We start from the raw sequence: 21,928 nt of genomic DNA, 5'->3' as shown, positions 1-21,928 counted from the left end.
GGCAACGGCGTCAACACCGCCGCCATGCCGGGGCCGGGCGGGCCGTACGTCACCGACCGCGGCAGGCAGGCGATCGCATATCTCGCCGAACACGGAACATGCGGGCCCACTGAGCTCGCGGCGGCCTTTGGATCCTCCAACGCCACCTGGTCGCGTGAGCTTGAAGCCCTGACCACCGCGGGCCTGGTCACCAAGGTGGGGCAAAAGCGCATCCTCACCGACATGGGGCGCCTGTGGCTCCAACAGCAGGCGGGCCAGTAAGAACACAGTCACCACGAGCATGCAAGTGAAAGGTTGCCATGGAAAGCGAAGCCAAGATCCTCCTCGCCGACGTCGCCGCGTACCTTCAGCGCGACGGCGGCGATGACCGTCTCGTGCAGATGCTCCTGCAGTCCGTCGGTCGAGACCTGACAGACGAGGCCCTGACCATAGAAGCCCCCAGCAGGTTCGCGATCGCGTACCTGGAGCGGAATAGGGGTCTGATCGAGGGATATATCGAGCAGATCGCGTTCACCCCCATGGCGCTCCGTGTCCTCGCTCCCGCCCAGACCCCAACGCTGGAGCCCCCCGCCGGCGCACCCGCACCCCAGCCCGAGCTGATCGGCGCCCCCGCGGGAGCCGCGGCGAACCAACCCGATCGGGTGCCGGAGCCGGTGACGCCCATCACGACCACTCCCACCCCGGCTGCCCCGTTCGTCTCTGATGTGGCGGGCGGCGTCGAACGGGGCATCAAGGTCAGGAACACGCTTTCGCGCGACGACTACCATCAACTCGTGACCCGCATGAACGGGGCCCCGGCCACGCCGGCCCCCGCAGCCGTCATCGAGAAGGCACCCGAGGAGGAGGTCTTCCCCCAGACCCCCATCGCATCGAAGTTCACCTTCGCCACGTTCGTCTACGGCGACGAGAACAAGCACGCCTACCAATCGGCGCAGCGCTTCGCCGCCTGGGCTGACGAACCCGGTCAGGTCAACTCCCTCTTCATCTACGGCGGATCGGGGCTCGGCAAGACCCACCTCCTCCTCGCCATCAAGAACTTCCTCGCCGAGAAGAAACCCCATATCCGTGTGAAGTACGCGAACTCCCAGGCCTACATCGACGACTTCATCAACGAGATCGGACGGCAGAAGACCGAGCGCCGCACGATCCTGCGCGATTACCACGACGCCAACATCCTGATCATCGACGATATCCAGAACATCATCGGCAAGCAGGCTTCGATCGAGTACTTCTTCAACCTCATGGACGAGTTCATCCGCGAGAACAAGAAGGTGGTCATCGCCTCCGACCGCGCACCGAAGAAGCTCGGCATGGATGAGCGGCTGACCAGCCGATTCAACGCCGGCATGCTCTGTCTTGTATCGGAACCGGGCTTCGAGATGAAGTACACCATCCTGAAGCGCTATTACGAGACGATCATCTGCGCGGCCGACGACGTGTCGGAGATGGAGATCGACGCCACCCTCCTCGGAGCCTTCCAGGCCCACGAGGGGCACCTCACCGACGAGCAGCTCCGCCATATGGCCGAGATCTCCGGGAACAACATCCGCGAGCTCGAGAGCTTCTGCGAGCGGTGCGCGAGCCTCTCCTACGAGCGCGAGCAGGCAGGGGAGGAGCTCACCGCCGCCGATATCGAGCGTGTGGCCCATGAGTACTTCGACACGGCCCACAAGGTCATCCACATCGACACGATCCAGGATGTGGTCGAGGAGTTCTACCATGTGAGCCATGAGGAGCTGATCGGGCCCAAGCGCTCGCGTGAAATCGCCTTCGCCCGCCATGTGGCGGTCTACCTCGCCAATAGCCTCTGCGACCTCTCGGCGACGGCCGTGGGGGAGCAGTTCGGTGGACGCGACCACTCGACGATCATCCACAGCCTGAAGGTCGTCGAGAAGAAGATCAAAGAGGACCGGCGGGTCTGCGATGACCTGCAGCAACTCAAGAACAAGATCACGCTGAGGTCCTAGCGGCCCGGCGATGTTGAGAACAGGGGGAAATCGTCCGGAAAACGGGTTGAGGAAGACGGCGGGAGCGGGGAAAACATCCGGGGCGTGCGCCTCCTGTTGATAACCGCCTTTGTTTTCCACATGCGGCCGGGAGAAAAAATCCGGCCGTCAACTTCGGAAACGTAGGTTTTGCACATCACCCACGCCCTTATTATTGTTATTAGGTATTTATATCTAAGAGAGGAATAGATAGCGATGCAGTTCACCGTCAGCCAAGCATCCCTCACGAGCGCCCTCGCCACCGTCATGAAGGGCGTAGCGGGAACCTCCACGCTACCCATCCTCGCCGGCGTGCTCATCCGTGCCCAGGACGGGGTCATCGAGTTCCAAACCTCCAATTACACGATCGCCATCCGCCACCGCATCGCCGCGCGGGTGGATGAGGAGGGCGCGATGGTGGTGCCCTGCAAGATGCTCTCCAACATCACCAAGACCCTCCCCGACGCACCGGTTTCCTTTGAGATGGAGGACCGCCAGGTGAAGATCACCTGCGAGAAGAGCTCCTTCCGCCTGAACACCCTCGACGTGGGTGATTTCCCCGAGTTCCCCACCTACACCCTCGTGAACTCCGTCGAGCTCCCCGTCGACGTGCTCTCCGAGATGGTCGCCCGCGTCTGGCGCGTCACCTCGACCGACAAGAACCGGCCGGTTCTGAACGGCGTCTACATGACGGTGGAGAACAACACGGTCCGCCTCGTCGCCACCGACTCCTACCGCCTCGCCGTCTGCGACACCCACGTCGAGACCTCCTCGCTCGAGGGGAGCTTCGAGCTGAACGCACCCGCCGAGGCCCTGAACGACGCGCTGAACATCACCGGCGGGCAGGGTTCCATCCTCATCGGCGCCACGGACACGCAGGTGGTCTTCGTCGCGGACAACACTACGTACGTGGCCCGGCGCATCGAGGGGAACTACCCCAACTACAAGGCCCTGCTGCCCCCCTCGTGCACCACGACGGTGAAGATCGACGTCGAGTCCTTCACCGCCGCCCTCAAGCGCGTGGCCGTCATCGCGCAAAACAACTCCGCCGTGCGCTTCGACATCGGCGCCGACCTGGGGACCCTCGGGCTCTCGGCGAGCTCGAGCGATCAGGATTCGGCGAGCGAGTCCATCGACGTCGAGGTGGACGGTGAGTCCGGTGTCATCGCCTTCAACTACCACTACATCTTCGGCTGCCTCAACGTGCTCAACCATGAGCGCGAGATCGTGCTCGAGCTCCAGAGCTACCAGCAGGCCGGCGTCTTCAAGGCTGCGGGGCCCATCAACTACCTCTACCTCGTGATGCCGGTGCGCATCTAGGGCGGCAATGGCGATCTTCGCGCGCACGCTGCGCGTCCGCGACTATCGGAGCTATGACTTCTACGAGCTCGACCTCTCCTGCGGGGTCAACGTGCTCGTGGGACCGAACGCCGCGGGCAAGACGAATCTCATAGAAGCGGTTCAGCTGCTCACCGCCGGACAATCCTTCCGACGCCCGACCCCGCGCGAGCTCGTGCGCGAGGGTGCCGAGGCCGGTCGGATCGCTCTCTCGCTCGAGGGGGAGGGCCGGGTGATCGACCTGGCCTGCGACCTTGCGGCCGGAAAGCGTCGATTCGCGGTGAACGGCAAGCGCGCGACCGCGGCGGGAGTGAGAGGGATCCTCCCGAGCGTCCTCTTCTGCCCGGATCACCTTGACATGGTGAAGCGCTCGGCGGGTGTGCGCCGCGCCGCCCTCGATGATTTCGGCTGCCAGCTCTCGGCCGCCTACGCGAACTTGGTGGCTGGCTACGAGCGCACCCTCGAGCAGCGGAACAGCCTGCTGCGCGACGGGGTCCCGGGCCCCGGCGTCCTCGACGTCTGGGATGAGGCGCTCACCCGCACGGGTGCGGCGCTCATCGTCCACCGCAGGACGCTCCTCGCGCGCCTCGCGGGCCACCTGCGCGAGGTTTACGCCTCGATCGCTCCGCACGAGCGCGCGGATGCCAGCTACGTCTCGAGCCTCATTGACGACCAGGCCGCCCTGCCCGCATCCCGCGACGATCTCACCTTGCTTTTCCAAGATGCCCTGCGCACCCGCCGCGAGGAGGACATCCGGCGGGGGACCACCGGTGTGGGCCCGCATCGCGACGAGATCCTCCTCACCGTCGGCACCCGCCCAGCCCGGTCGTTCGGAAGCCAGGGACAGCAGCGCTCGCTTGTGCTCGCCTGGAAGATCGCCGAGGTCAAGGTCACCCATGACATCCTCGAGCGCTATCCCATCCTGCTTCTCGACGACGTCATGAGCGAGCTCGACGCCGAGCGCCGCGACGCCATCGTCCGTTTCATCGAGGGCGAGATCCAGACGGTGATCACGACCACGAACCTCGGCTACTTCGGCGAGGACGTGCTCGGGCCCGCGAAGGTGGTGAGGATCGGTGGCACGGCGTGACGTTGGCGAGCGCACAGGGGAGGCGCGCGGTTTGGGATCCTGGGCGGCCATCCTGCGCGGCCAGATCTATGACGGGTCGAGCCCCGAGCGGCGGGAGCGCCTGCGCGCGGCCGAGCGCCGCGGCGCGGTGTTCTCGGCCTTCAACGCCGTGGTCAAGGGCACGCGTGAGGGCTCCCATGTGACCGGCCTGCATTTCGTCGCCGATGAGAACAAGCTCATCATCTATGTGGAGGGGTCCTCCTGGACGCAGGAGCTCACGATGCTTCGCGAGATCATCCGCGCGAGGATGGCCGCCCAAGGCGCCTCCGTCGACGAGCTCGTCTTCCTGACCTCCCGGACCCCGCCCCGCTGCGCGCGCAAGGACGCCCCCGCCGCCAAGAAAGCACCCGCCCCCACCCCCGTCCCCCTCACGGAGAAAGAGGAGGGGGAGGTCGAGGAGATCGCCTCGCGCGTGAGCGATCCGATTCTGCGCGAGGCCGTTTTGAAGGCCATGAGAGCTAACTTTGAGTGGAAAAAGGGTTCTGAGGGTAAAAAGGCGCTCTGAGGCGCATTGTGTTGCCTTCTAGGGGTATTCAGACGCCCTTCCAAGAGCAAAGTGAAATCAGGTAAAATGAATCGGTTATGCGAATGTGGCGCGCGGCGCCAGAGAGGATGAGGGCGTGGCTAAGAAGAACGAGTACGACGGCAACGAGATCAAGATCCTCGAAGGCCTCGACGCGGTGCGCAAGCGCCCGGGCATGTACATCGGCTCCACGAGCGCGAGCGGCTTGCACCACCTGGTCTACGAGATCGTCGACAACTCGGTTGACGAGGCGATGGCCGGTTTCTGCACCAAGATCGCCGTCACCATCCACGCGGACAACTCCATCACCGTCGTCGACAACGGCCGCGGTATCCCCGTCGACAAGCATCCGGTGAAGAAGATCCCCACCCTCGAGGTGGTCATGACGATCCTGCACGCCGGAGGCAAGTTCGACAACTCCGCGTACAAGGTCTCCGGCGGCCTGCACGGCGTGGGCGTCTCCGTGGTGAACGCCCTCTCCAAGCGCATGGTCGTGCAGGTCAAGCGCGATGGGAAGATCCATGAGATGGAGTTCTCGCGCGGGCACACCACCGAGAAGATGAAGATCGTGGGCACCTCCAAGACGACGGGGACCACCACGACCTTCTGGCCCGACGAGGAGATCTTCGAGACCACGGTCTACGACTACGATACCCTGCGTAACCGCCTGCAGGAGACGGCCTTCCTGAACAAGAACCTCCGCATCACGATCACCGACGAGCGCGAGCTCACCCCGCGGGTTGAGGAGTTCTGCTACGCCGGCGGCATCGTGGACTTCGTGCGCTTCCTGAACGAGGGCAAGACGGTGCCCGACGGCCTCAAGCGGCCGATCTACCTGTCCGGAGCCTCGGAGCCCGACGCGCCCAACGAGCGGACCGGCGAGGTCGAGGTGGCCATGCAGTGGAGCACCTCGTACTCCGAGACGGTCATGAGCTTCGCGAACGACATCCACACGCCTGAGGGCGGTATGCACCTCGAGGGTTTCCGCACGGCGCTCACCAAGGTCATCAACGACTACGCCCGCCGCCAGAACATCCTGAAGGAGAAGGACTCCAAGCTCACCGGTGACGACGTGCGCGAGGGCCTCACGGCGGTCATCTCCGTGAAACTCGCCGACCCGCAGTTCGAGGGTCAGACCAAGGCGAAGCTCGGCAGCTCGTTCATGCGCACCCTCGTGCTCAAGATCGTGACTGACGGCCTCACCGACTACCTCGAGGAGCATCCGAAGCAGGCGCGCGAGATCGTCAAGAAGGCGCAGCAGGCGAGCAAGGCCCGCAACGCCGCGCGCAAGGCCCGCGAGGCCACGCGCCGCAAGAGCCTCCTCGAGACCGCGAGCCTCCCCGGCAAGCTCGCCGACTGCTCGGTGCGCGACGCCGAGATGACCGAGCTCTTCATCGTCGAGGGTGACTCTGCCGGCGGCTCGGCCAAGGATGGACGTCGCCGCGATATCCAGGCCATCCTGCCCCTGCGCGGCAAGATCCTGAACGTGGAGCGCGTGGGCGACCACCGCGCTTTCTCCTCGGATACGATCCAATCGCTCATCACCGCGATCGGCACCGGCGTGACCACCGGCCTCGGAGACGGCGGGGACTTCGACATCACGAAGGCCCGCTACCATAAGATCATCATCATGACCGATGCCGATGTGGACGGGGCGCATATTCGCATCCTGCTGCTCACCTTCTTCTACAAGTACATGCGACCGCTCATCGATGCCGGCTACGTGTACGTTGCCTGCCCGCCGATCTTCGGCGTCAAGGTGCGCAACAAGATCCACTACGTCTACCCCAACGGCCGCCAGGCCGAGGATGAGATCCTGCGCGACACGATCCGCGAGCTCGGCCTCAATCCCGACGAGGGTGGCGCCGACGCCGACGGCAAGGCGAAGAAGCGGCGCGGGTACAGCGTCCAGCGCTACAAGGGCCTGGGCGAGATGGATCCCAAGCAGCTCGCCTCCACGACGATGGATCCGAAGACCCGCATCCTGCAGCGCGTCACCATCGACGACGCGGCGGCAGCCGACCGGGCGGTGCGCGAGCTCATGGGCAGCGAGGTGAGCTACCGCCGCGAGTACATCGAGAAGCACGCGCACGACGCCCGCTTCCTGGATGCATAAGCATAAGGCTGCTCGGTTCCCGATCCCGCCCGGCGGGCGCCGGCGCGCTCTCGGCTCATGCGCGGGCGGGCGCCGGTTCGATGAGTTCCATGGGCTTGATGTGGCCTCGACGTTTAGGAGTTTGACGTGGCAGACGATATGAACAACGACGAGAAGACCCCGGCGGGAGACGAGGCCTCCCTGCCCGAGGACCTGCGCCGCCTCCTCGCGCGGGCCGATGAGGACGAGGGCGCGGACACCTACGACCCCGACGCCGTCGGCGAGGACGAGGAGGATGACGAGGAGGAGGTCGAGGAGAGCTTCGGCGCGGTCGACCGCGGTGAGGCAGCTGGAGAGGATGTGAACGGCGGCCAGCTCCAGGTCTCTGAGTTCGGCAACGAGATGAAGCAGAGCTTCATCGAATACTCGATGTCGGTCATCACAGCCCGCGCCCTTCCCGATGTCCGCGACGGCCTGAAGCCGGTGCACCGCCGCATCCTCTATGCGATGAACGAGAGTGGCATCTTCCCCAACCGCCCGCACAAGAAGAGCGCGTGGACGGTCGGTGAGGTCATCGGCAAGTACCATCCCCACGGTGACAGCGCCGTGTACGACACGATGGTCCGCCTGGCTCAGTGGTTCTCAATGCGCACCCCGCTCGTGGACGGCCACGGTAACTTCGGCAACATCGACGGCGACGGCGCGGCCGCCATGCGCTACACGGAGAGCCGCCTCGCCCGCCCTGCGATGGAGCTGCTGCGCGACCTCCAGAAGGACACCGTGGACTGGCAGCCCAACTACGACGAGTCGCTCTCCGAGCCCCAGGTGCTGCCCGCGCGCTTCCCGAACCTGCTCGTCAACGGGTCGAACGGCATCGCCGTCGGCATGGCGACGAACATCCCGCCCCACAACCTCAACGAGGCTGTGGAGGCGACCTGCCACTTCATCGACAACCCCGAGGCTTCGGTTGAGGAGCTCATGGCCTACATGCCCGGGCCCGATTTCCCAACCGGCGCCCTCATCATGGGCACCGAGGGTATCAAACAGGCCTATGAGACCGGCCGCGGCTCCATCACGATCCGCGCGAAGGCCCATGTCGAGTCCACCAAGACGGGCAAGAACCGCCTGGTCTTCACCGAGATTCCCTATCAGGTGAACAAGGGGACCCTCCAGGAGAAGATCGCGCAGCTTGTGAACGAGAAGCGCATCGAGGGCATCTCGGACATGCGCGACGAGTCCACGAGCAAGGGCATCCGCCTCGTGATTGAGCTCAAGAAGGGCATCATCCCGCAGGTGGTCTTGAACAACCTGTACAAGTTCACCTCCCTGCAGACCACCTTCGGTGTGAACAACCTGGCGCTCGTGGGGGGCGCGCCGAAGTGCCTCTCGCTGCCTGAGATACTCCGCCACTACGTCGACCACCAGGTGGATGTCGTCACGCGGCGCACGCAGTTCGATCTCAAGAAGGCCCGGGCCCGCGCGCACATCCTCGAGGGCTACCTCATGGCCCTCGACCATATCGACGAGGTCATCTCCATCATCCGCTCCTCGCAGACGGACACCGAGGCGAGCGAGCGCCTGATCGCGCGCTTCGGATTCTCGCCCGAGCAGACGGCCGCCATCCTCGAGATGCGCCTGCGCCGCCTCACCGGGCTCGAGCGCGACAAGATCGAGAGTGAGCTCGACGGCCTGCGCCAGGCCATCGCCTACTACGAGGACCTGCTCGCGCACGAGGAGAAGATCCTCGCGGTGATCAAGGAGGAGATGCGCGAGATCTCGAAGAAGTTCGGCAACCCGCGCCGCACCGAGATCACCCAGGCCGAGCGCGATCTGGACGTCGAGGACCTCATCGCCGACGAGGACATGGTCGTCACCATCACGCACACCGGCTATGTGAAGCGCATCCCCGTGGCCACCTACCGCAGTCAGAAGCGCGGTGGCAAGGGCGTCTCGGGCGCGTCCCTCAAAGAGGACGACGTCATCGACGAGATGTTCATCGCGAGCACCCACGAGTTCGTCCTCTTCTTCTCGAACCGCGGCAAGGTGTATCGTTTGAAGGTGCACGAGCTACCCATTGGCTCGCGTCAGGCCCGTGGCACCGCCATCGTGAACCTCCTGCCCTTCGAGGATGGTGAGAAGATCGCGAGCGTGATCTCCTGCCGTGAGTTCCCCGACACCGATTACCTGATGTTCGCCACGGCGAGCGGCATGGTGAAGAAGACGGTCATGAGCGCGTACGGCCGCGTGCGCCGAGACGGGATCATCGCGATCAGCCTGCGTGCCGGCGACCGCCTGCTCGGTGTGAGGCGCGTGGCCGAGGGCGATCGCGTCATCCTCGCGACGACCGCGGGCAAGGCCATCATGTTCGAGAACTCCGATGTGCGCGCTACCGGACGCGACACCTCAGGTGTGAGGGGCATCACGCTCAAGGGCGATGCCGAGGTGCTGGGCATGGAGATCACCAACGGTCGGGGTGATCTCGTCGTGGTGACCGAGCGTGGCTTCGGTAAGCGCACGCCGGTTGAGGATTACCCGACCCAGGGCCGCGGCGGCCAGGGCGTGTACACGATCCAGATGACGGCGCGCAAGGGCAACCTCGCCGCGATGAAGGTCGTCGGCCCCCAGCACGAGCTGTTCATCATCACCGAGGGCGCCACGGTCATCCGTGTGAAGACCGATGAGATCTCGCAGACGGGCCGTGCCACGCAGGGTGTGAAGATGATGAATGTGGGCGATGATGACCGCGTGGTCGCCGTGGCCCGCATGACGAGTGCGAAGAAGAAGGCGAAGACGCCTGCGGTGCCCGAGGGCCAGGGCGCGCTCGATCTCGATGCCGCCGGAGGCGATGGGACGCCCGAGGATGATCGCGTCGATATCGGTAGCGGAGATGAGGCACTCGAGGATCTGATGGACGAGTAGTTTTGCAGATCTGACATGCCAACTGGTGAACAGGGGTGGATCAACTGGGATCCACCCCTGTTTTCTGCTGAGGCGCGCCGTCTGCCTGCGGTATTTCCGTCGGATCGGTGTGGGTTTTGGGAACATTCCGCTGAGCATCTCGAAGGTGCAACGTCTGTACCTGCGGTCTTGGTTCGCGATATGTCTCTTCTACGAGACAGGTGGATAAAAACCCACACCGATCCGAAAGGAACGCGGCGCTCGAATCGGAAACCCACACCGAACCGACGGGGATCCGATGACCAAATCGAAAACCCATGCCAAACCGGCGATCTGTCTTGATGCACACAGGCAATCTGTCTTGATGTTTTCCAACATGGCGGCACGGTGGGCCAGCACCTACGACCGTCTCACTGGTACCTGATTGACAGTTCTGCTGTTTCGTTCGATATCACACTTCGCATCTTGCGGTGAGGGGGCAACTTTCGTCACATCCGGATATAGAGTCTCATCAGCCTGTGAAACCTCCTCAGTTTGGTACAGGTTTTTACCGGTCTCAAAAGTATACTGCCTATTCTCATTCATAAACCCGCAGGTACAACAGGGATGAGTTTCATTGATACAAGGCGATGCGCTCAAAACCTGTACCAAACTGAGGAGGTTTGCTCGCGGGGGAGGACGGGGCTGCCAGGTGAACACACGGGGCATTCGCTTCATCGGCATCGCTACGAGTCCGGTGGCCTGATCATCGCCGTGCGCGGGCGCCGCCGCCTTCTCGTGCCCTCGCTTCCTCGGTTTGGTGTGGGTTTTCACGGGCTCGCCAAGTAGACCGGCTTTGTCGATCATGAAAAGACCTGGTACACGGGGTATCCGATTTGACGCTACTTCAGTGGGGCCCAAAAACCCACACCAAACCGACGGAGTTTATCGTGCTGAAAGCAAAACCCACACCAAACCGGGGAACCTGGCAACAGAGGCTTAAAGGGCATCTTAATAATCGTGCCATGCAGAGCAAAGGGAAGCGTATCAAACCCCGGAGCACCTGTAAGCCCGTACTTCGGTGCGCTGGCCTGCCCGGCGCCTAGGGCATCGAGCGACTGCCGCGTGCCTCGGAGCAACTCCGCCCTCGCCATCACGAGCCCGCCACAGCGCATGGGTATTGCGTGGCATTCCCCGCTGCCGACCCACCACCGCAGCTCAGCGGCTGCGGCGCGGATATACTAGCCGCTAGCGTCTCCGCAGACGACGACCGTCCTCCGGCCGCCATCCGCGTGCCACTGCAAAAAGGAGCTTCTCCATCATGGGTTTCATCACCTTCCTCTCAGAACTGCTCAAAGACCCGCGCGCCGCCATCGCGAGCTGGATCGCCATGGGCCCGCTTTACGCCTACGGCTTCATCTTCCTGATCATCTTCATCGAGACCGGCGTGGTCTTCATGCCCTTCCTCCCCGGCGACTCCCTGCTCTTCGCCGCCGGCATCTTCGCCCATGAGGCCTCGGGCCCGCTCGACATCATCCACCTCCTGCTCGTGGTGTGGGCCGCCGCGATCATCGGCGATCAGACGAACTTCTTCATCGGCCACTTCTTCGGCAAGCGCATCATCGCGTCCGGCAAGATCAAGGCCATGACCCCGGAGCGCATCGAGAAGAGCGAGGCCTTCCTCGACAAGTGGGGTCACCTTGCGATCTTTCTCGGCCGCTTCTTCCCGTTCATTCGCACCTTCGTGCCCTTCCTCGCCGGCGTGGGCGGCATGAAGTGGCATTCCTTCGTGCTTTACAACATCCTGGGCGGCATCACCTGGTCGACCATCTTCACGCTTCTCGGGTACTTCTTCGGCGGCATTCCCTTCGTGCAGGACCATTTCGAGATCATCGTCCTCGGTATCATCGCCGTGTCTCTGATCCCGGCGATCGTCGGTCTCGTACGGGCGAAGCTCGGCTCGAAGAAGACCACAGGCGATCACACCGTGTAAGGAGAGTTCTGGCGCATGGCGCTGTAGCTACCGGCGTGACGGCGGCTGGAGGCCCTCCATCTTGTCTGCTCATAGGCGCGCGAACAGCCCACATGGGATTGTTTCGACTTTGCGCGAAGATCCGTCATGCTTTTGTATGGTGGAGCAAGGGGAGTAGAATCGACTTTCATCCTACCGAATTCACGTGGAAGGAAGAGCAGATGAGCGTCGAGAAGAAGGATCTGGACTGGGGGAACCTGAGCTTCTCCTATCAGCCCACGGACTACAGCTACGTCTCCGAATGGCGCGACGGCGCTTGGGATGAGGGCGGTCTCACCACCGATCACAGCATCACGCTCTCGGAGTGCGCGGGCATCTTCCATTACTGCCAGGAGGTTTTCGAGGGCCTCAAGGCGTACACCACCGAGGACGGCAGCATCGTCGCCTTCCGCCCCGATCTCAACGCCGAGCGCATGCACGATTCCGCCGCCCGCCTGGAGATGCCGCCGTTTCCGAAGGAGCGCTTCATCGAGGCCGTGCGCGAGGTCGTGGCCGCGAACGCCGCGTGGGTACCGCCGTACGGGTCGGGCGCCTCGCTCTACGTGCGCCCCTTCATGATCGGATCCGGCGAGGTCATCGGTGTGGCCCCCGCTCCGAGCTACCATTTCCACATCCTCGTGACCCCGGTCGGGCCGTACTTCAAGGGCGGCCTCAAGCCCATCAAGCTGAAGATCGCGTCCTACGACCGCGCGGCACCGCACGGCACGGGCAACATCAAGGCCGGCCTCAACTACGCGATGAGCCTCAAGCCCACGATGGACGCGCATCGCACCGGGTTCGCTGAGAACCTCTACCTCGACTCCGAGAGCCGCACCTTCGTTGAGGAGACAGGCGGCGCCAACGTGCTCTTCGTGACCGCTGACGGGACCCTCGTCGTGCCCCAGAGCCATACGGATTCGATCCTGCCCTCGATCACCCGCCGCTCGCTTGTGCAGGTGGCGCGCGACCTCGGTATCACCGTAGATGAGCGCCCGGTCGAGTGGGCCGAGGTCAAGAGCGGGGCGTTCGTGGAGTGCGGCCTGTGCGGGACCGCGGCCGTCATCTCGCCGGTGGGAGAGATCCACGAGGGGGATGCGGTTGTGAGCTTCCCGGGCGGGCACGATGAGATGGGCCCGGTCATGACCCGTCTGCGCGAGACGCTGACCGGCATTCAGGACGGCGCCCTCGAGGACAAGCACGGCTGGGTGTTCAAGATCGCCTAGATTCGGTTGCGTTTCGCGGTTAAATACGTGTGTTTGCACGGACCCGGTTGCAATGATCTCGCTGCAACCGGATCCGTTTTCATATTTGAGAATTATTTCCTGTGAAAATGCAGGATATTGATCCATAGCCTCGAACTCCAAAATCAAAACTTCCAGAAGTGCGGTAGTGAATTCGGGAAGCTCGAGTAGATCGCTAAACCGGACGAAGAAACCTCAGGAACGGTGATCCCGGAAAGGCGGGCTATCGGCCAAATCTCAATTTACCGCCGCACTTCTGGAAGTTTTCAACATGCGGTGCGGATCCAAACATGCGGCACGGGTCCAGGAGGCTGCAAGCTCGCTTTTCACGGCCCCGAACCCCTACAGTGAAGGCGTGAGCCCATGATGGCCGGTGTGTTGCCCTTTCGGCCCGGTGCCGTCATACTGAAGGCGCATCCTTGCGATCTGACGCAAACGAACCATAAACGCAGTAGATTCGGCCGCGCGCCGAGTCAGACCAAGAACGAGGAGGCACCATGCTTTCACCCCGTCACCAAGCGGTAGCGGCCGGTTTGGCCCTGTCGCTCACCTTCGCCGCTGCTGCGGTCCCGCAGGTTGCCGCCGCAGCCGACACCCGCGCTGTCACCGAGGCCGATGGCACGCTGTTCGAGGAGGGGAGCCAGGGGCTAGTCGAGTCCGTCGCGTCCCTGTTCTCCGCGAGGACCTCGAGCCTGACCGCTGTGTCGCTCTCCGATGAGATGAAGTACTTCACCGCCTTCGAGAGCGGCAAGAACTACGACCAGGGCTTGAGCGCGGGCGACGGCTACAACGCCCTGGGCTACTACCAGTTCGACCGCCGGTACTCGCTGATCCCCTCCATCGAGGAGGTCTACGCGTACAACCCCACGAAATACGCCATGTTCGCAGGCGTGTTGAACCGCGCGAGCGAGATCAAAAACGCGGGAACCTCGCTGTATGACAGCTCTGCGAAGTCCCTCACGGCAACGGGCACGCTCCTGAACGACGCCTGGCACGCCGCGTACCGCGCGGATGCCGCCGAGTTCTCCGCCCTGCAGGATTCCTACGCCTACAACACCTACTACAAGCCGGTCGAGTCCATACTCCTCAGCCGATACGGCGTTGACCTCAGCGGCCGTGCCGACGCGCTCAAGGGCCTCGCCTGGGGGATGGGCAACCTCTTCGGTACGGGCGGCGTGCAGTCGTTCTTCGATTGGGCGAAGGCGGACAGCGGGCTCTCAAATGACATGTCAGACCGTGAGATCGCCCTCGCGCTTACCAATGCCGTGATCGACCACATCAAGGAGTACGCGCCCAAGCAGTCGCAGTATTGGCAGGGCTGGATCAACCGGTACAAACGCGAGCAGCAGATCGTCCTCGGTTACATCGCCGAGGACGAACAGGCTGCAGCGGAGAGCGGTGCGGGCTCCGGGACGCCCTCAGGTGATACGGGCTCGAATGCCAATTCCGCATCCGAGGGCTCGTCCGGCGCCGATGACTCCACGACGGCTGCAGGGTCTGATGCTGGCGAGGCGTCGACTTCGTCGGGCGCCCCTGCAGGGGGTGTCATCAAGGACTCCGATGCAAGCGGCTTGGCGTCTGGTTCTTCCGATGCAGCGGCGGGTGCGGGCGATGAAACGGTAAACGATTCAACTGCAGATGCGCATGCAGGATCTGAATCCAATGGCGAAGACTCGAGCGGTGACAGCGCGGGAGAGAATGCCGCGGGCAGCGGTGCTGACACCTCGACCACGGGCGACACGGGAGAGAATCAGGAAAACGACGGGCAGTCGGCGGGTGACACCACCGGGGCGGCGCAGATGGGCGGCAGCGGCGACACCGCGATCGGTTCCGATGACGACAGCGCTAAAACCCCGGCCACGCATACGGTGACCTTCACCTCCAAGGGCGCCGTTGTTGACTCCGTCAAGGTGGTCGACGGTCAGACGGTGTCCGCCTCGGCCGCTGCAACGCAGTTCAGCGGGTACTCGTTCGTCGGCTGGTACCTGAACGGTGCCCCCTTCGACTTCAGCACCCCGATCACGGCCGACACCGAGCTTGTCGCGTATTACCGCAAGGGCGTTCAGGAGACGTCAGCCGAACGGGACACCGCAAGTCCGAAGGCCCTGCCGCAGACCGGCGATAACGGCACGCTCATCGCGCTCGCTGCCGCCGGCACGGCGGCGGTCGGTGCCTCGGCGGTCGCACTGGGCGCCGTGCGCCGTCGAGAGAAAAACGGCGCATAGGGCATCACGTCCCCGCAAATAAGCCCCTCCGCGTTGCGCTGTAACAAATGCGTCGCGATCGGAGGGGCTTTTTATCTGCACTTTCCATGAGGAGCACACATTCTGGGATCTTTTTCACGTGATCTCTTGTCAGAAGTACTTTAGCAAACTAAAGTATATCGTGCACTTAGGGAGAACCTGTCGCGCGCACGGCGCGGCACGCACCGAAGGGACCCATGCCATGAAGAAACGCATCCTGACCGTATTGACCGCCGTGGTGGCGATCGCCATCGCTTTCGGCCTCACCGCCTGCGGGGGCACCGCGAGCACCACCACCTCCACCGATGCCGGCTCCAGCTCCAGCTCAACCACCGACACCTCGGCCTCCGCCACGGGCAAGCTTGTCGTCGGCTTCGACCAGGCCTACCCGCCCTACGGCTTCGTGGGTGATGATGGCGAGTACACCGGCTTCGACCTCGACCTCGCCAAGGCGGTCGCCGAGAAGCTCGGCTGGGAGGTTGAGCTCACGCCCATCGACTGGGACGCCAAGGATGCGCTCCTCAACTCCGGGGCCATCAACTGCATCTGGAACGGCTTCACGATGGAGGGTCGCGAGGACGGCTACACGTTCTCTGAGCCCTACATGTTGAACCAGCAGGTGGTCGTCGTGCGGAAGGACAGCGGGATCAGCTCGCTCGAGGACCTCGCCGGCAAGAACGTGATCACCCAGGCCGACTCCGCCGCCGAGGAGGTCCTGCAGGGTGACAAGGCCGATCTCGCCGCCACCTTCGCCTCCCTCGAGACGCGTCCCGATTACAACACCGCCTTCGCCGAGCTCGAGAGCGGCGCCACCGACGCCGTGGCTTGCGACCTCTCGATCGCCCAGTATCAGATCTCCGCGAACCCCGACGCCTACGTGCAGCTCACCGAGCCGCTCTCCTCTGAGAACTACGCCGTCGGCTTCAAGAAGGGTGACACCGAGACCGCCGACAAGGTGACTGCGGCCCTGAAGGAGCTCAACGAGGACGGCACTGTCAAGAAGATCGCCGAGTCCTACGCGAGCTACGGCCTGTCCTACGACAACTGGATCCTGAAGTAAGCAAGAACACACGGTCCGTGCCCTGATCGGCGCGGGTATACGAGCAAGAGCCCGGTTGCTGCGGCATCCGGGCTCTTGAGCGCGAATAGGAGGCTTCATGACACTCGAGACCATGATGGGAATGCTGGGCCAGGGGTTCCTCACGAGCCTAGCGCTCTTCTTCATCACGCTTGCCGGTGCCCTGCCGCTCGGCGTGCCGATCGCCCTCATGCGCATGAGCCGCATCGCGCCGGTCAGATGGCTCGCGCGCATCTACATCTCGATCATGCGCGGCACCCCGCTCATGCTGCAGATGTTCGCCATCTATTTCGCGCCGTTCTACGTGTTCGGGATCCAGCTCACCCCGGATTCCAAATGGCAGGCCTGCGTGGCGGCCTTCATCCTGAACTACGCGGGCTATTTCGCGGAGATCTACCGCGCCGGCATCCAGTCCATCCCGCGGGGTCAGTACGAGGCCGCCCAGGTGCTCGGCTACTCGCGGACGCAGACCTTCTGGCGGATCGTGGCGCCCCAGGTGGTGAAACGCATCATGCCGGCCCTCGGCAACGAGGTCATCACGCTGGTCAAGGACACCTCGCTGGCGTTCTCCATCGGCGTGGCGGAGATGTTCTCCACCGCCAAGGCGCTCGTGGCCTCGCAGCGCACGATGGTGCCCTTCGCCATCGCCGCGGCGATCTACTGGGTGTTTAACTTCCTGGTGGAGGTCGCGATGGGCCGCATCGAGAAAAAGATGGACTACTACCGCGACTAAGCGCCGGCGCTGGCGTCCCGCTGTGGGCGCGGCCGTGCGATTGAGGAGGTCAAGATGGAGAAGAGGACGATCGGGAAGGCCGGATCCGAAGGCCGCGGCGGCATGGAGCCCGTCGTGCGGCTTGCGCATGGTAGCAAGTCCTTCGCCGAGAACGCGGTCCTGAAGGATATCTCGCTCGAGGTGCGTCCCGGCGAGGTGGTCTCGGTGATCGGGCCCTCGGGCGGTGGCAAGTCCACGCTGCTGCGCTGCCTCGCCCTGCTCGAGACCCTGGACGGCGGATCTCTCTCCTATGGGGAGCTCTCCGTTGCCGAGCCGGATGCCGGCGGCAGGGCGGTCTACGGCGGTAAGGACGTGATCGCGCAGGCCAGGCAGCGGTTTGGCCTCGTGTTTCAGCAGTTCAACCTGTTCCCGCACATGACGGTGCTCCGGAACATCATGGACGCCCCCCTGGTGGTGCAGAGACGCCCGCGGGCCGAGGTTGAGGAGCAGGCGCGTGCCCTCATCGCGAAGATGGGCCTCACGGGTTGCGAGGAGAAGGTCCCCTACCAGCTCTCTGGCGGCCAGCAGCAGCGGGCGAGCATCGCGCGGGCCCTCTGCCTGAACCCCGATGCGCTGTTCTTCGACGAGCCCACGAGCGCGCTTGACCCCGAGCTCACCGGCGAGGTGCTCAAGGTGATGAAGCAGCTCGCGGCCGAGGACATCACGATGCTCGTGGTGACGCACGAGATGGCCTTCGCCCGCGAGGTGGCCGACCGCGCCATCTTCATGGACGGCGGCAGAATCGTCGAGGAAGGCCCGGCGGACCAGGTCATCGATCACCCGCAGAACCCCCGCACCCGCGAGTTCCTGGCGAGTTACGCGGGATAAAACGCGCCCTCGTGCTCGAAGCATGCGGTTGATGCCGGGCGTGGTATCCTCCCAAAAGGTTCACCGTCCGTGCGAAGGGAGTCCCGTGGAGGCCTACAAGCAGGAGTTCATCGAGTTCATGGTCGCGTCCGATGTGCTGAAGTTCGGTGAGTTCACCCTCAAGAGCGGGCGCACCTCGCCGTTCTTCATGAACGCCGGCGCCTACGTGACGGGCGATCAGCTCAAGCGCCTGGGCGAGTACTACGCCCGTGCCATCCACGACAACTTCGAACTCGACTTCGACGTGGTCTTCGGACCTGCGTACAAGGGCATTCCGCTCGCCGTCGTCACGGCGATCGCCCTCTCCGAGCTCTACGGCAAGGAGGTGCGGTACTGCTGCAACCGCAAGGAGGTCAAGGACCACGGTGCCGATGCGGGTAACCTGCTCGGCGCCGAGCTCTCCGACGGCGACCGCGTGATCATGGTCGAGGACGTCACCACATCGGGCAAGTCCATCGATGAGACCTACCCCATCCTGAAAGCCGCAGCAGATGTCGAGGTCAAGGGACTCATCGTCTCCTTGAACCGCATGGAGGTCGGCCGCGGGGGCACCGTCACCGCTCAGCGTGAGATCCAGGAGCGCTACGGATTCCCTGTGGCATCGATCGTCTCGATGGCCGAGGTCGCCGAGCACCTGCTCAATCGTGAGCTCAGCGGCCGCGTGGTCATCGACGACGGGGTGAAGGGCCGCCTAGATGCTTACTATGAGCGGTACGGTGCAAAAGAATAACCTCCCATATCCAGAGGGGTTGTGAAACCTTTACAGGCCAGACATCTGTTCATGAATGGTTTGTGAATATTCTCCAGTAGAATGATCACCAGCGGAGGTATCCGCATGCTGCATCATGGTACTGGGGAAGGAACAACATGAAACGGAAAACACTGGTTACTGCTTTGATGGCGGTCTTGCTCGTCGTCTGCGGCCTCGGTCTCGCAGCTTGCGGGGGCCCTTCGGTTGAGCAGCTCATCCGCCAGGACCTCGAAGAGGGCTTCTCGCAGATGAAGTCCGGCGACGGCGACTTCGCCAAGGGGTTCGAGGAGAGCATCCAGGGGGAGCTCGGCGAGTACGGTGTCGACTCTTCCGAGTTCACCGCGGCCTATCTCGATGGTTCCGACTACAAGATCGGCGACATCACGGTTGACGAGAACGCCGGCACCGCCACCGCCGACGTTTCCGTTACGATCAAGCAGATGTCGGACCTCCTGGCCGCCTTCCTCCCGCGGGCGATGCAGGCGAGCCTCACGACGAGTGCCACCACGGAGGACGAGTTCAACGCGGAGCTCGCGGCCATCATGGTCGAGGAGACCAAGAATATCGAGCCTGCCACGACGGACATCACGATCACCTACACCCGCGATTCAGACGGGACCTGGTCGGTTGACGAGGACGCCCTCGCGAAGTCGATGGAGGAAGCCACCACGGGCGATATATCCAAGTACACGGAGCTTGCTCAGAGCCTGTCTGAGTAGGGGCGCGCACTAAGAGCGCAGTTCGTGCTTGAAGAGCGCGGGCCGGGGTGCCGTTCGGTCCCCGGCCCGCGTTGTTTTTATTCAGTCTGTGACGTTCTTGCTGATGCGAGACAGGGAGTCCGGAGCTTGGACTGCTGCAGCGCCCTTGGAAACACCTGCACTTGGGCTGGGACCAACGCAACGTCATCTTTATGTGGCGTGAAAGCTTGCGCTCGCATCGCGGTTTGCTTGCAGTTCTGTCATTTTGTGCCGCAGCTTCATACGTCGTTGAAAAGCACAGGTCATCGGCCCTAGATGGCCTTCCAGACGTATAACCATTGTTATGCATAGGTTGGACAGCGAAGCTTCCTCGTCGGTATACTGATTTTGCTTGCATCTGCGCATTTTTCTACAAGGGGGATCATGATGAAGCAGAGGACGCTACTCACGCTGGCACTGACGGCCTTTCTTGCCGTGTTCGGATTGGGCCTCACCGCCTGCGGCGGCCGATCGAGCGAGGACATCATCCGTCAGAGCGTCTCTGAGGCGTTTGAGCAGATCAAGACCGGCGACGCCCAGAGCGAGATGGTCAAGGCCGTCGAAGGCGTGATGAACAGTGGGCAGTTGAAGGAATTCAACATCGACGCCGACGAGTACCTCAAGGCGTACCTCGACGGGTTCGATTACAAGGTCGGGGACATCACCGTTGATGACAAGGAGGGTACGGCCGAGGTCAAGATGACCCTCACGGTCAAATCCGCTGCTGCCGTCAATGCGAATTTTCAGACGAAGTGGGCGGCGGAGATTCAGCGGCTCCAGCAGAATCCCGATGAGGTCGCAACGCAGGGAGACCTGTACAAGCGGGCCGGGGAGGTGCTGCTCCAGAGCGTCAAGGAGACTGAGACCAGCACCGGCGAGGTCTCGATCGCATACAAGAAGAACGACGATGGCGAGTGGCAGGCCGATCAGGCGAGCGTGATCAAGGCCCTCGGCGAGGTGGGCGCGAGCGACTCGCAGGACAGCTAATTGGCGCGGTGGCAGCGCGACCCCGGTCTCCGCTTGGCGTAGCCCGCGCGGCGCTCGACCGCATATGCGACTCAGCGAGCCCCATCTGCGCGATTGCGGATGGGGGCTCATGTGCTCGGCATGGTCTGTGAGCGAAAAGAGGCAGGGTAGGGGGTTCCGCACTTGAGCGCCGCGCGTGCGCCATCGAACAAGGTTCGTGGTGCGGTTCGACGGCTGCAGTCTGAGCTAATCAGATCAACGGGGGCTCGGCCGCGGGGAAAAGCCCCTAGGCCTCGTTCCCGGCGTGTTTTCCGGTTGCGATCGCCACGAGCTCCTCGGGCGTGTCGGCGATGAAGCCGGCACCTGCTGACTCGAGCTCGCTGCGGCCGCGGAAGCCCCAGGACACGCCCGCCGCCTTGAGGCCCGCGTTGTGGCCGCACAGGACGTCGACGTCGCTATCGCCCACGTAGAGTGTGTGCGCGGGATCGGCACCGAGCTGCTCAAGCACATGCAGCGTGACCGGGGCAGCCGGCTTGGGCGGGAACTCGGGAACGCGGCCCTGCACGTAGGCGAAGCGTTCGGACCCGAAATAGCGCTCGATGAGCGGGGCGGCGGAGAAATGGTCCTTGTTGGTGAGGACGGCAAGGGTGAGTCCGGCCGCGCGCAAGGCGTCGAGCATCTCGGGAATGCCAGGATAAGGGGCTGTGTGGTCCTCTTTGTGCTCGCCGTAGTATGCACGGAACTCAGCGAGTGTCTGCTCGAAAATGGCCTGATCGCCGGCGTACTCAGCGGGCATGAAGCGCTCGACGAGCTTGAGCATGCCGTTGCCCACCTTATAGCGGTAGTCGTCGACGGAGAAGGTGGGCCACCCGTGCAGCTCGCAGGTGTGATTGCCGGCGTTGGCGAGGTCCTCCAGGGTATTCAAGATGGTTCCATCAAGGTCAAAGATCACATGGGTGAATGAGGTGGGTTCAGCTGGCATGTGCCCTCCCAGGTAGGGGTGTGCGGTTGCGTGCAGCCTGAACTATAGGCTATGCAGGTGGCGCCATGGCGAACTGCGCAAAACCGTTGATTTTACCGGGTGCGGACTCTACCGGGTACGGACTCTGCTGGGTGCGCGGGCAGCATTCATGCATGGATTACGCCGCTAGCTTCAGTCGCATCCCCGTTCGTTTCACTAAGAGCGGGTCTCTGTAGTAGAAATGTCAGATCTGCGTCTATGCAGGGTATGACACGCCCTGCATCGCTCGATCGATGGTGGCGGGAGCATCGGGGCGTCCTCAATTGACAGCATATTTTGGATGCGCGGTGAGCG

Annotated in this window: 17 protein-coding genes; 16 read left to right on the top strand and 1 reads right to left on the bottom strand. The window is 63.3% G+C overall.

All coding sequences use genetic code 11. The annotated features are described in order from the left end of the window. From CAP13_RS01715 to CAP13_RS01640, 16 genes are all read left to right on the top strand, one after another. Nucleotides 1-261, top strand: a 261-nt coding sequence (locus CAP13_RS01715; protein ID WP_143764865.1) for a helix-turn-helix domain-containing protein, incomplete at its 5' end; no start/stop codon positions are given. 38 nt (nucleotides 262-299) lie between these two features. Beyond that, nucleotides 300-1,967 (top strand): DnaA ATPase domain-containing protein, encoded by a 1,668-nt coding sequence (locus CAP13_RS01710; protein ID WP_085829939.1) that lies wholly within the window; start codon nucleotides 300-302, stop codon nucleotides 1,965-1,967. Nucleotides 1,968-2,201: 234 nt separating this feature from the next. Continuing rightward, the gene (dnaN, locus tag CAP13_RS01705; protein WP_085829938.1) at nucleotides 2,202-3,305 is read left to right on the top strand and encodes a DNA polymerase III subunit beta; all 1,104 of its coding nucleotides are present in this window, start codon (nucleotides 2,202-2,204) and stop codon (nucleotides 3,303-3,305) included. A 7-nt stretch (nucleotides 3,306-3,312) separates the two neighbouring features. After that, the gene (gene recF, locus CAP13_RS01700; protein ID WP_085829937.1) at nucleotides 3,313-4,413 is read left to right on the top strand and encodes a DNA replication/repair protein RecF; all 1,101 of its coding nucleotides are present in this window, start codon (nucleotides 3,313-3,315) and stop codon (nucleotides 4,411-4,413) included. After that, entirely contained in the window at nucleotides 4,400-4,957 is a 558-nt protein-coding gene (locus tag CAP13_RS01695) for a DciA family protein (RefSeq protein WP_085829936.1), read from the top strand. The genes recF and CAP13_RS01695 overlap by 14 nt, the downstream gene beginning before the upstream one ends. Nucleotides 4,958-5,072: 115 nt before the next feature. Continuing rightward, the gene (gyrB, locus tag CAP13_RS01690) at nucleotides 5,073-7,091 is read left to right on the top strand and encodes a DNA topoisomerase (ATP-hydrolyzing) subunit B (RefSeq protein WP_085829935.1); all 2,019 of its coding nucleotides are present in this window, start codon (nucleotides 5,073-5,075) and stop codon (nucleotides 7,089-7,091) included. Between the two features lie 138 nt (nucleotides 7,092-7,229). Then, entirely contained in the window at nucleotides 7,230-9,989 is a 2,760-nt protein-coding gene (gyrA, locus tag CAP13_RS01685; RefSeq protein WP_085829952.1) for a DNA gyrase subunit A, read from the top strand. 1,279 nt (nucleotides 9,990-11,268) lie between these two features. Further along, nucleotides 11,269-11,940 (top strand): DedA family protein, encoded by a 672-nt coding sequence (locus CAP13_RS01680; RefSeq protein WP_085829934.1) that lies wholly within the window; start codon nucleotides 11,269-11,271, stop codon nucleotides 11,938-11,940. Nucleotides 11,941-12,098: 158 nt separating this feature from the next. Next, nucleotides 12,099-13,181: a branched-chain amino acid aminotransferase gene (locus CAP13_RS01675; protein WP_425429817.1), complete on the top strand. Its 1,083-nt coding sequence runs from the start codon at nucleotides 12,099-12,101 to the stop codon at nucleotides 13,179-13,181. A 515-nt stretch (nucleotides 13,182-13,696) separates the two neighbouring features. Beyond that, nucleotides 13,697-15,424: an InlB B-repeat-containing protein gene (locus tag CAP13_RS01670; RefSeq protein ID WP_085829932.1), complete on the top strand. Its 1,728-nt coding sequence runs from the start codon at nucleotides 13,697-13,699 to the stop codon at nucleotides 15,422-15,424. 220 nt (nucleotides 15,425-15,644) lie between these two features. Next, complete coding sequence (locus CAP13_RS01665; RefSeq protein WP_085829931.1) at nucleotides 15,645-16,502, top strand: amino acid ABC transporter substrate-binding protein; 858 nt, start codon at nucleotides 15,645-15,647, stop codon at nucleotides 16,500-16,502. Between the two features lie 97 nt (nucleotides 16,503-16,599). Next, nucleotides 16,600-17,253, top strand: a complete 654-nt coding sequence (locus CAP13_RS01660) for an amino acid ABC transporter permease (protein WP_085829930.1) — start codon at nucleotides 16,600-16,602, stop codon at nucleotides 17,251-17,253. Between the two features lie 54 nt (nucleotides 17,254-17,307). Next, nucleotides 17,308-18,120 carry an amino acid ABC transporter ATP-binding protein gene (locus CAP13_RS01655; RefSeq protein ID WP_281248972.1) on the top strand — a complete coding sequence of 271 codons (813 nt, stop codon included), beginning with the start codon at nucleotides 17,308-17,310 and terminating at the stop codon, nucleotides 18,118-18,120. An 85-nt stretch (nucleotides 18,121-18,205) separates the two neighbouring features. Next, nucleotides 18,206-18,889, top strand: a complete 684-nt coding sequence (pyrE, locus tag CAP13_RS01650; protein ID WP_085829929.1) for an orotate phosphoribosyltransferase — start codon at nucleotides 18,206-18,208, stop codon at nucleotides 18,887-18,889. A 167-nt stretch (nucleotides 18,890-19,056) separates the two neighbouring features. Beyond that, nucleotides 19,057-19,629, top strand: coding sequence for a hypothetical protein (locus CAP13_RS01645; protein WP_085829928.1), 573 nt, complete (start codon nucleotides 19,057-19,059; stop codon nucleotides 19,627-19,629). A 402-nt stretch (nucleotides 19,630-20,031) separates the two neighbouring features. Continuing rightward, nucleotides 20,032-20,634: a hypothetical protein gene (locus tag CAP13_RS01640; protein ID WP_085829927.1), complete on the top strand. Its 603-nt coding sequence runs from the start codon at nucleotides 20,032-20,034 to the stop codon at nucleotides 20,632-20,634. A 265-nt stretch (nucleotides 20,635-20,899) separates the two neighbouring features. Here the strand turns inward: CAP13_RS01640 and CAP13_RS01635 are convergent, their stop codons facing one another. Further along, nucleotides 20,900-21,595, bottom strand: coding sequence for an HAD family hydrolase (locus CAP13_RS01635; protein ID WP_085829926.1), 696 nt, complete (start codon nucleotides 21,593-21,595; stop codon nucleotides 20,900-20,902). Between the last annotated feature and the right edge of the window lie 333 nt (nucleotides 21,596-21,928).

Origin of the sequence: Collinsella vaginalis, from assembly GCF_900176655.1 — a bacterium.
Taxonomy (GTDB): Bacteria; Actinomycetota; Coriobacteriia; order Coriobacteriales; family Coriobacteriaceae; genus Collinsella; species Collinsella vaginalis.
The sequence above is the reverse complement of the archived record's forward strand: the minus strand, read 5'-3'. Positions and strand labels throughout refer to the sequence as shown.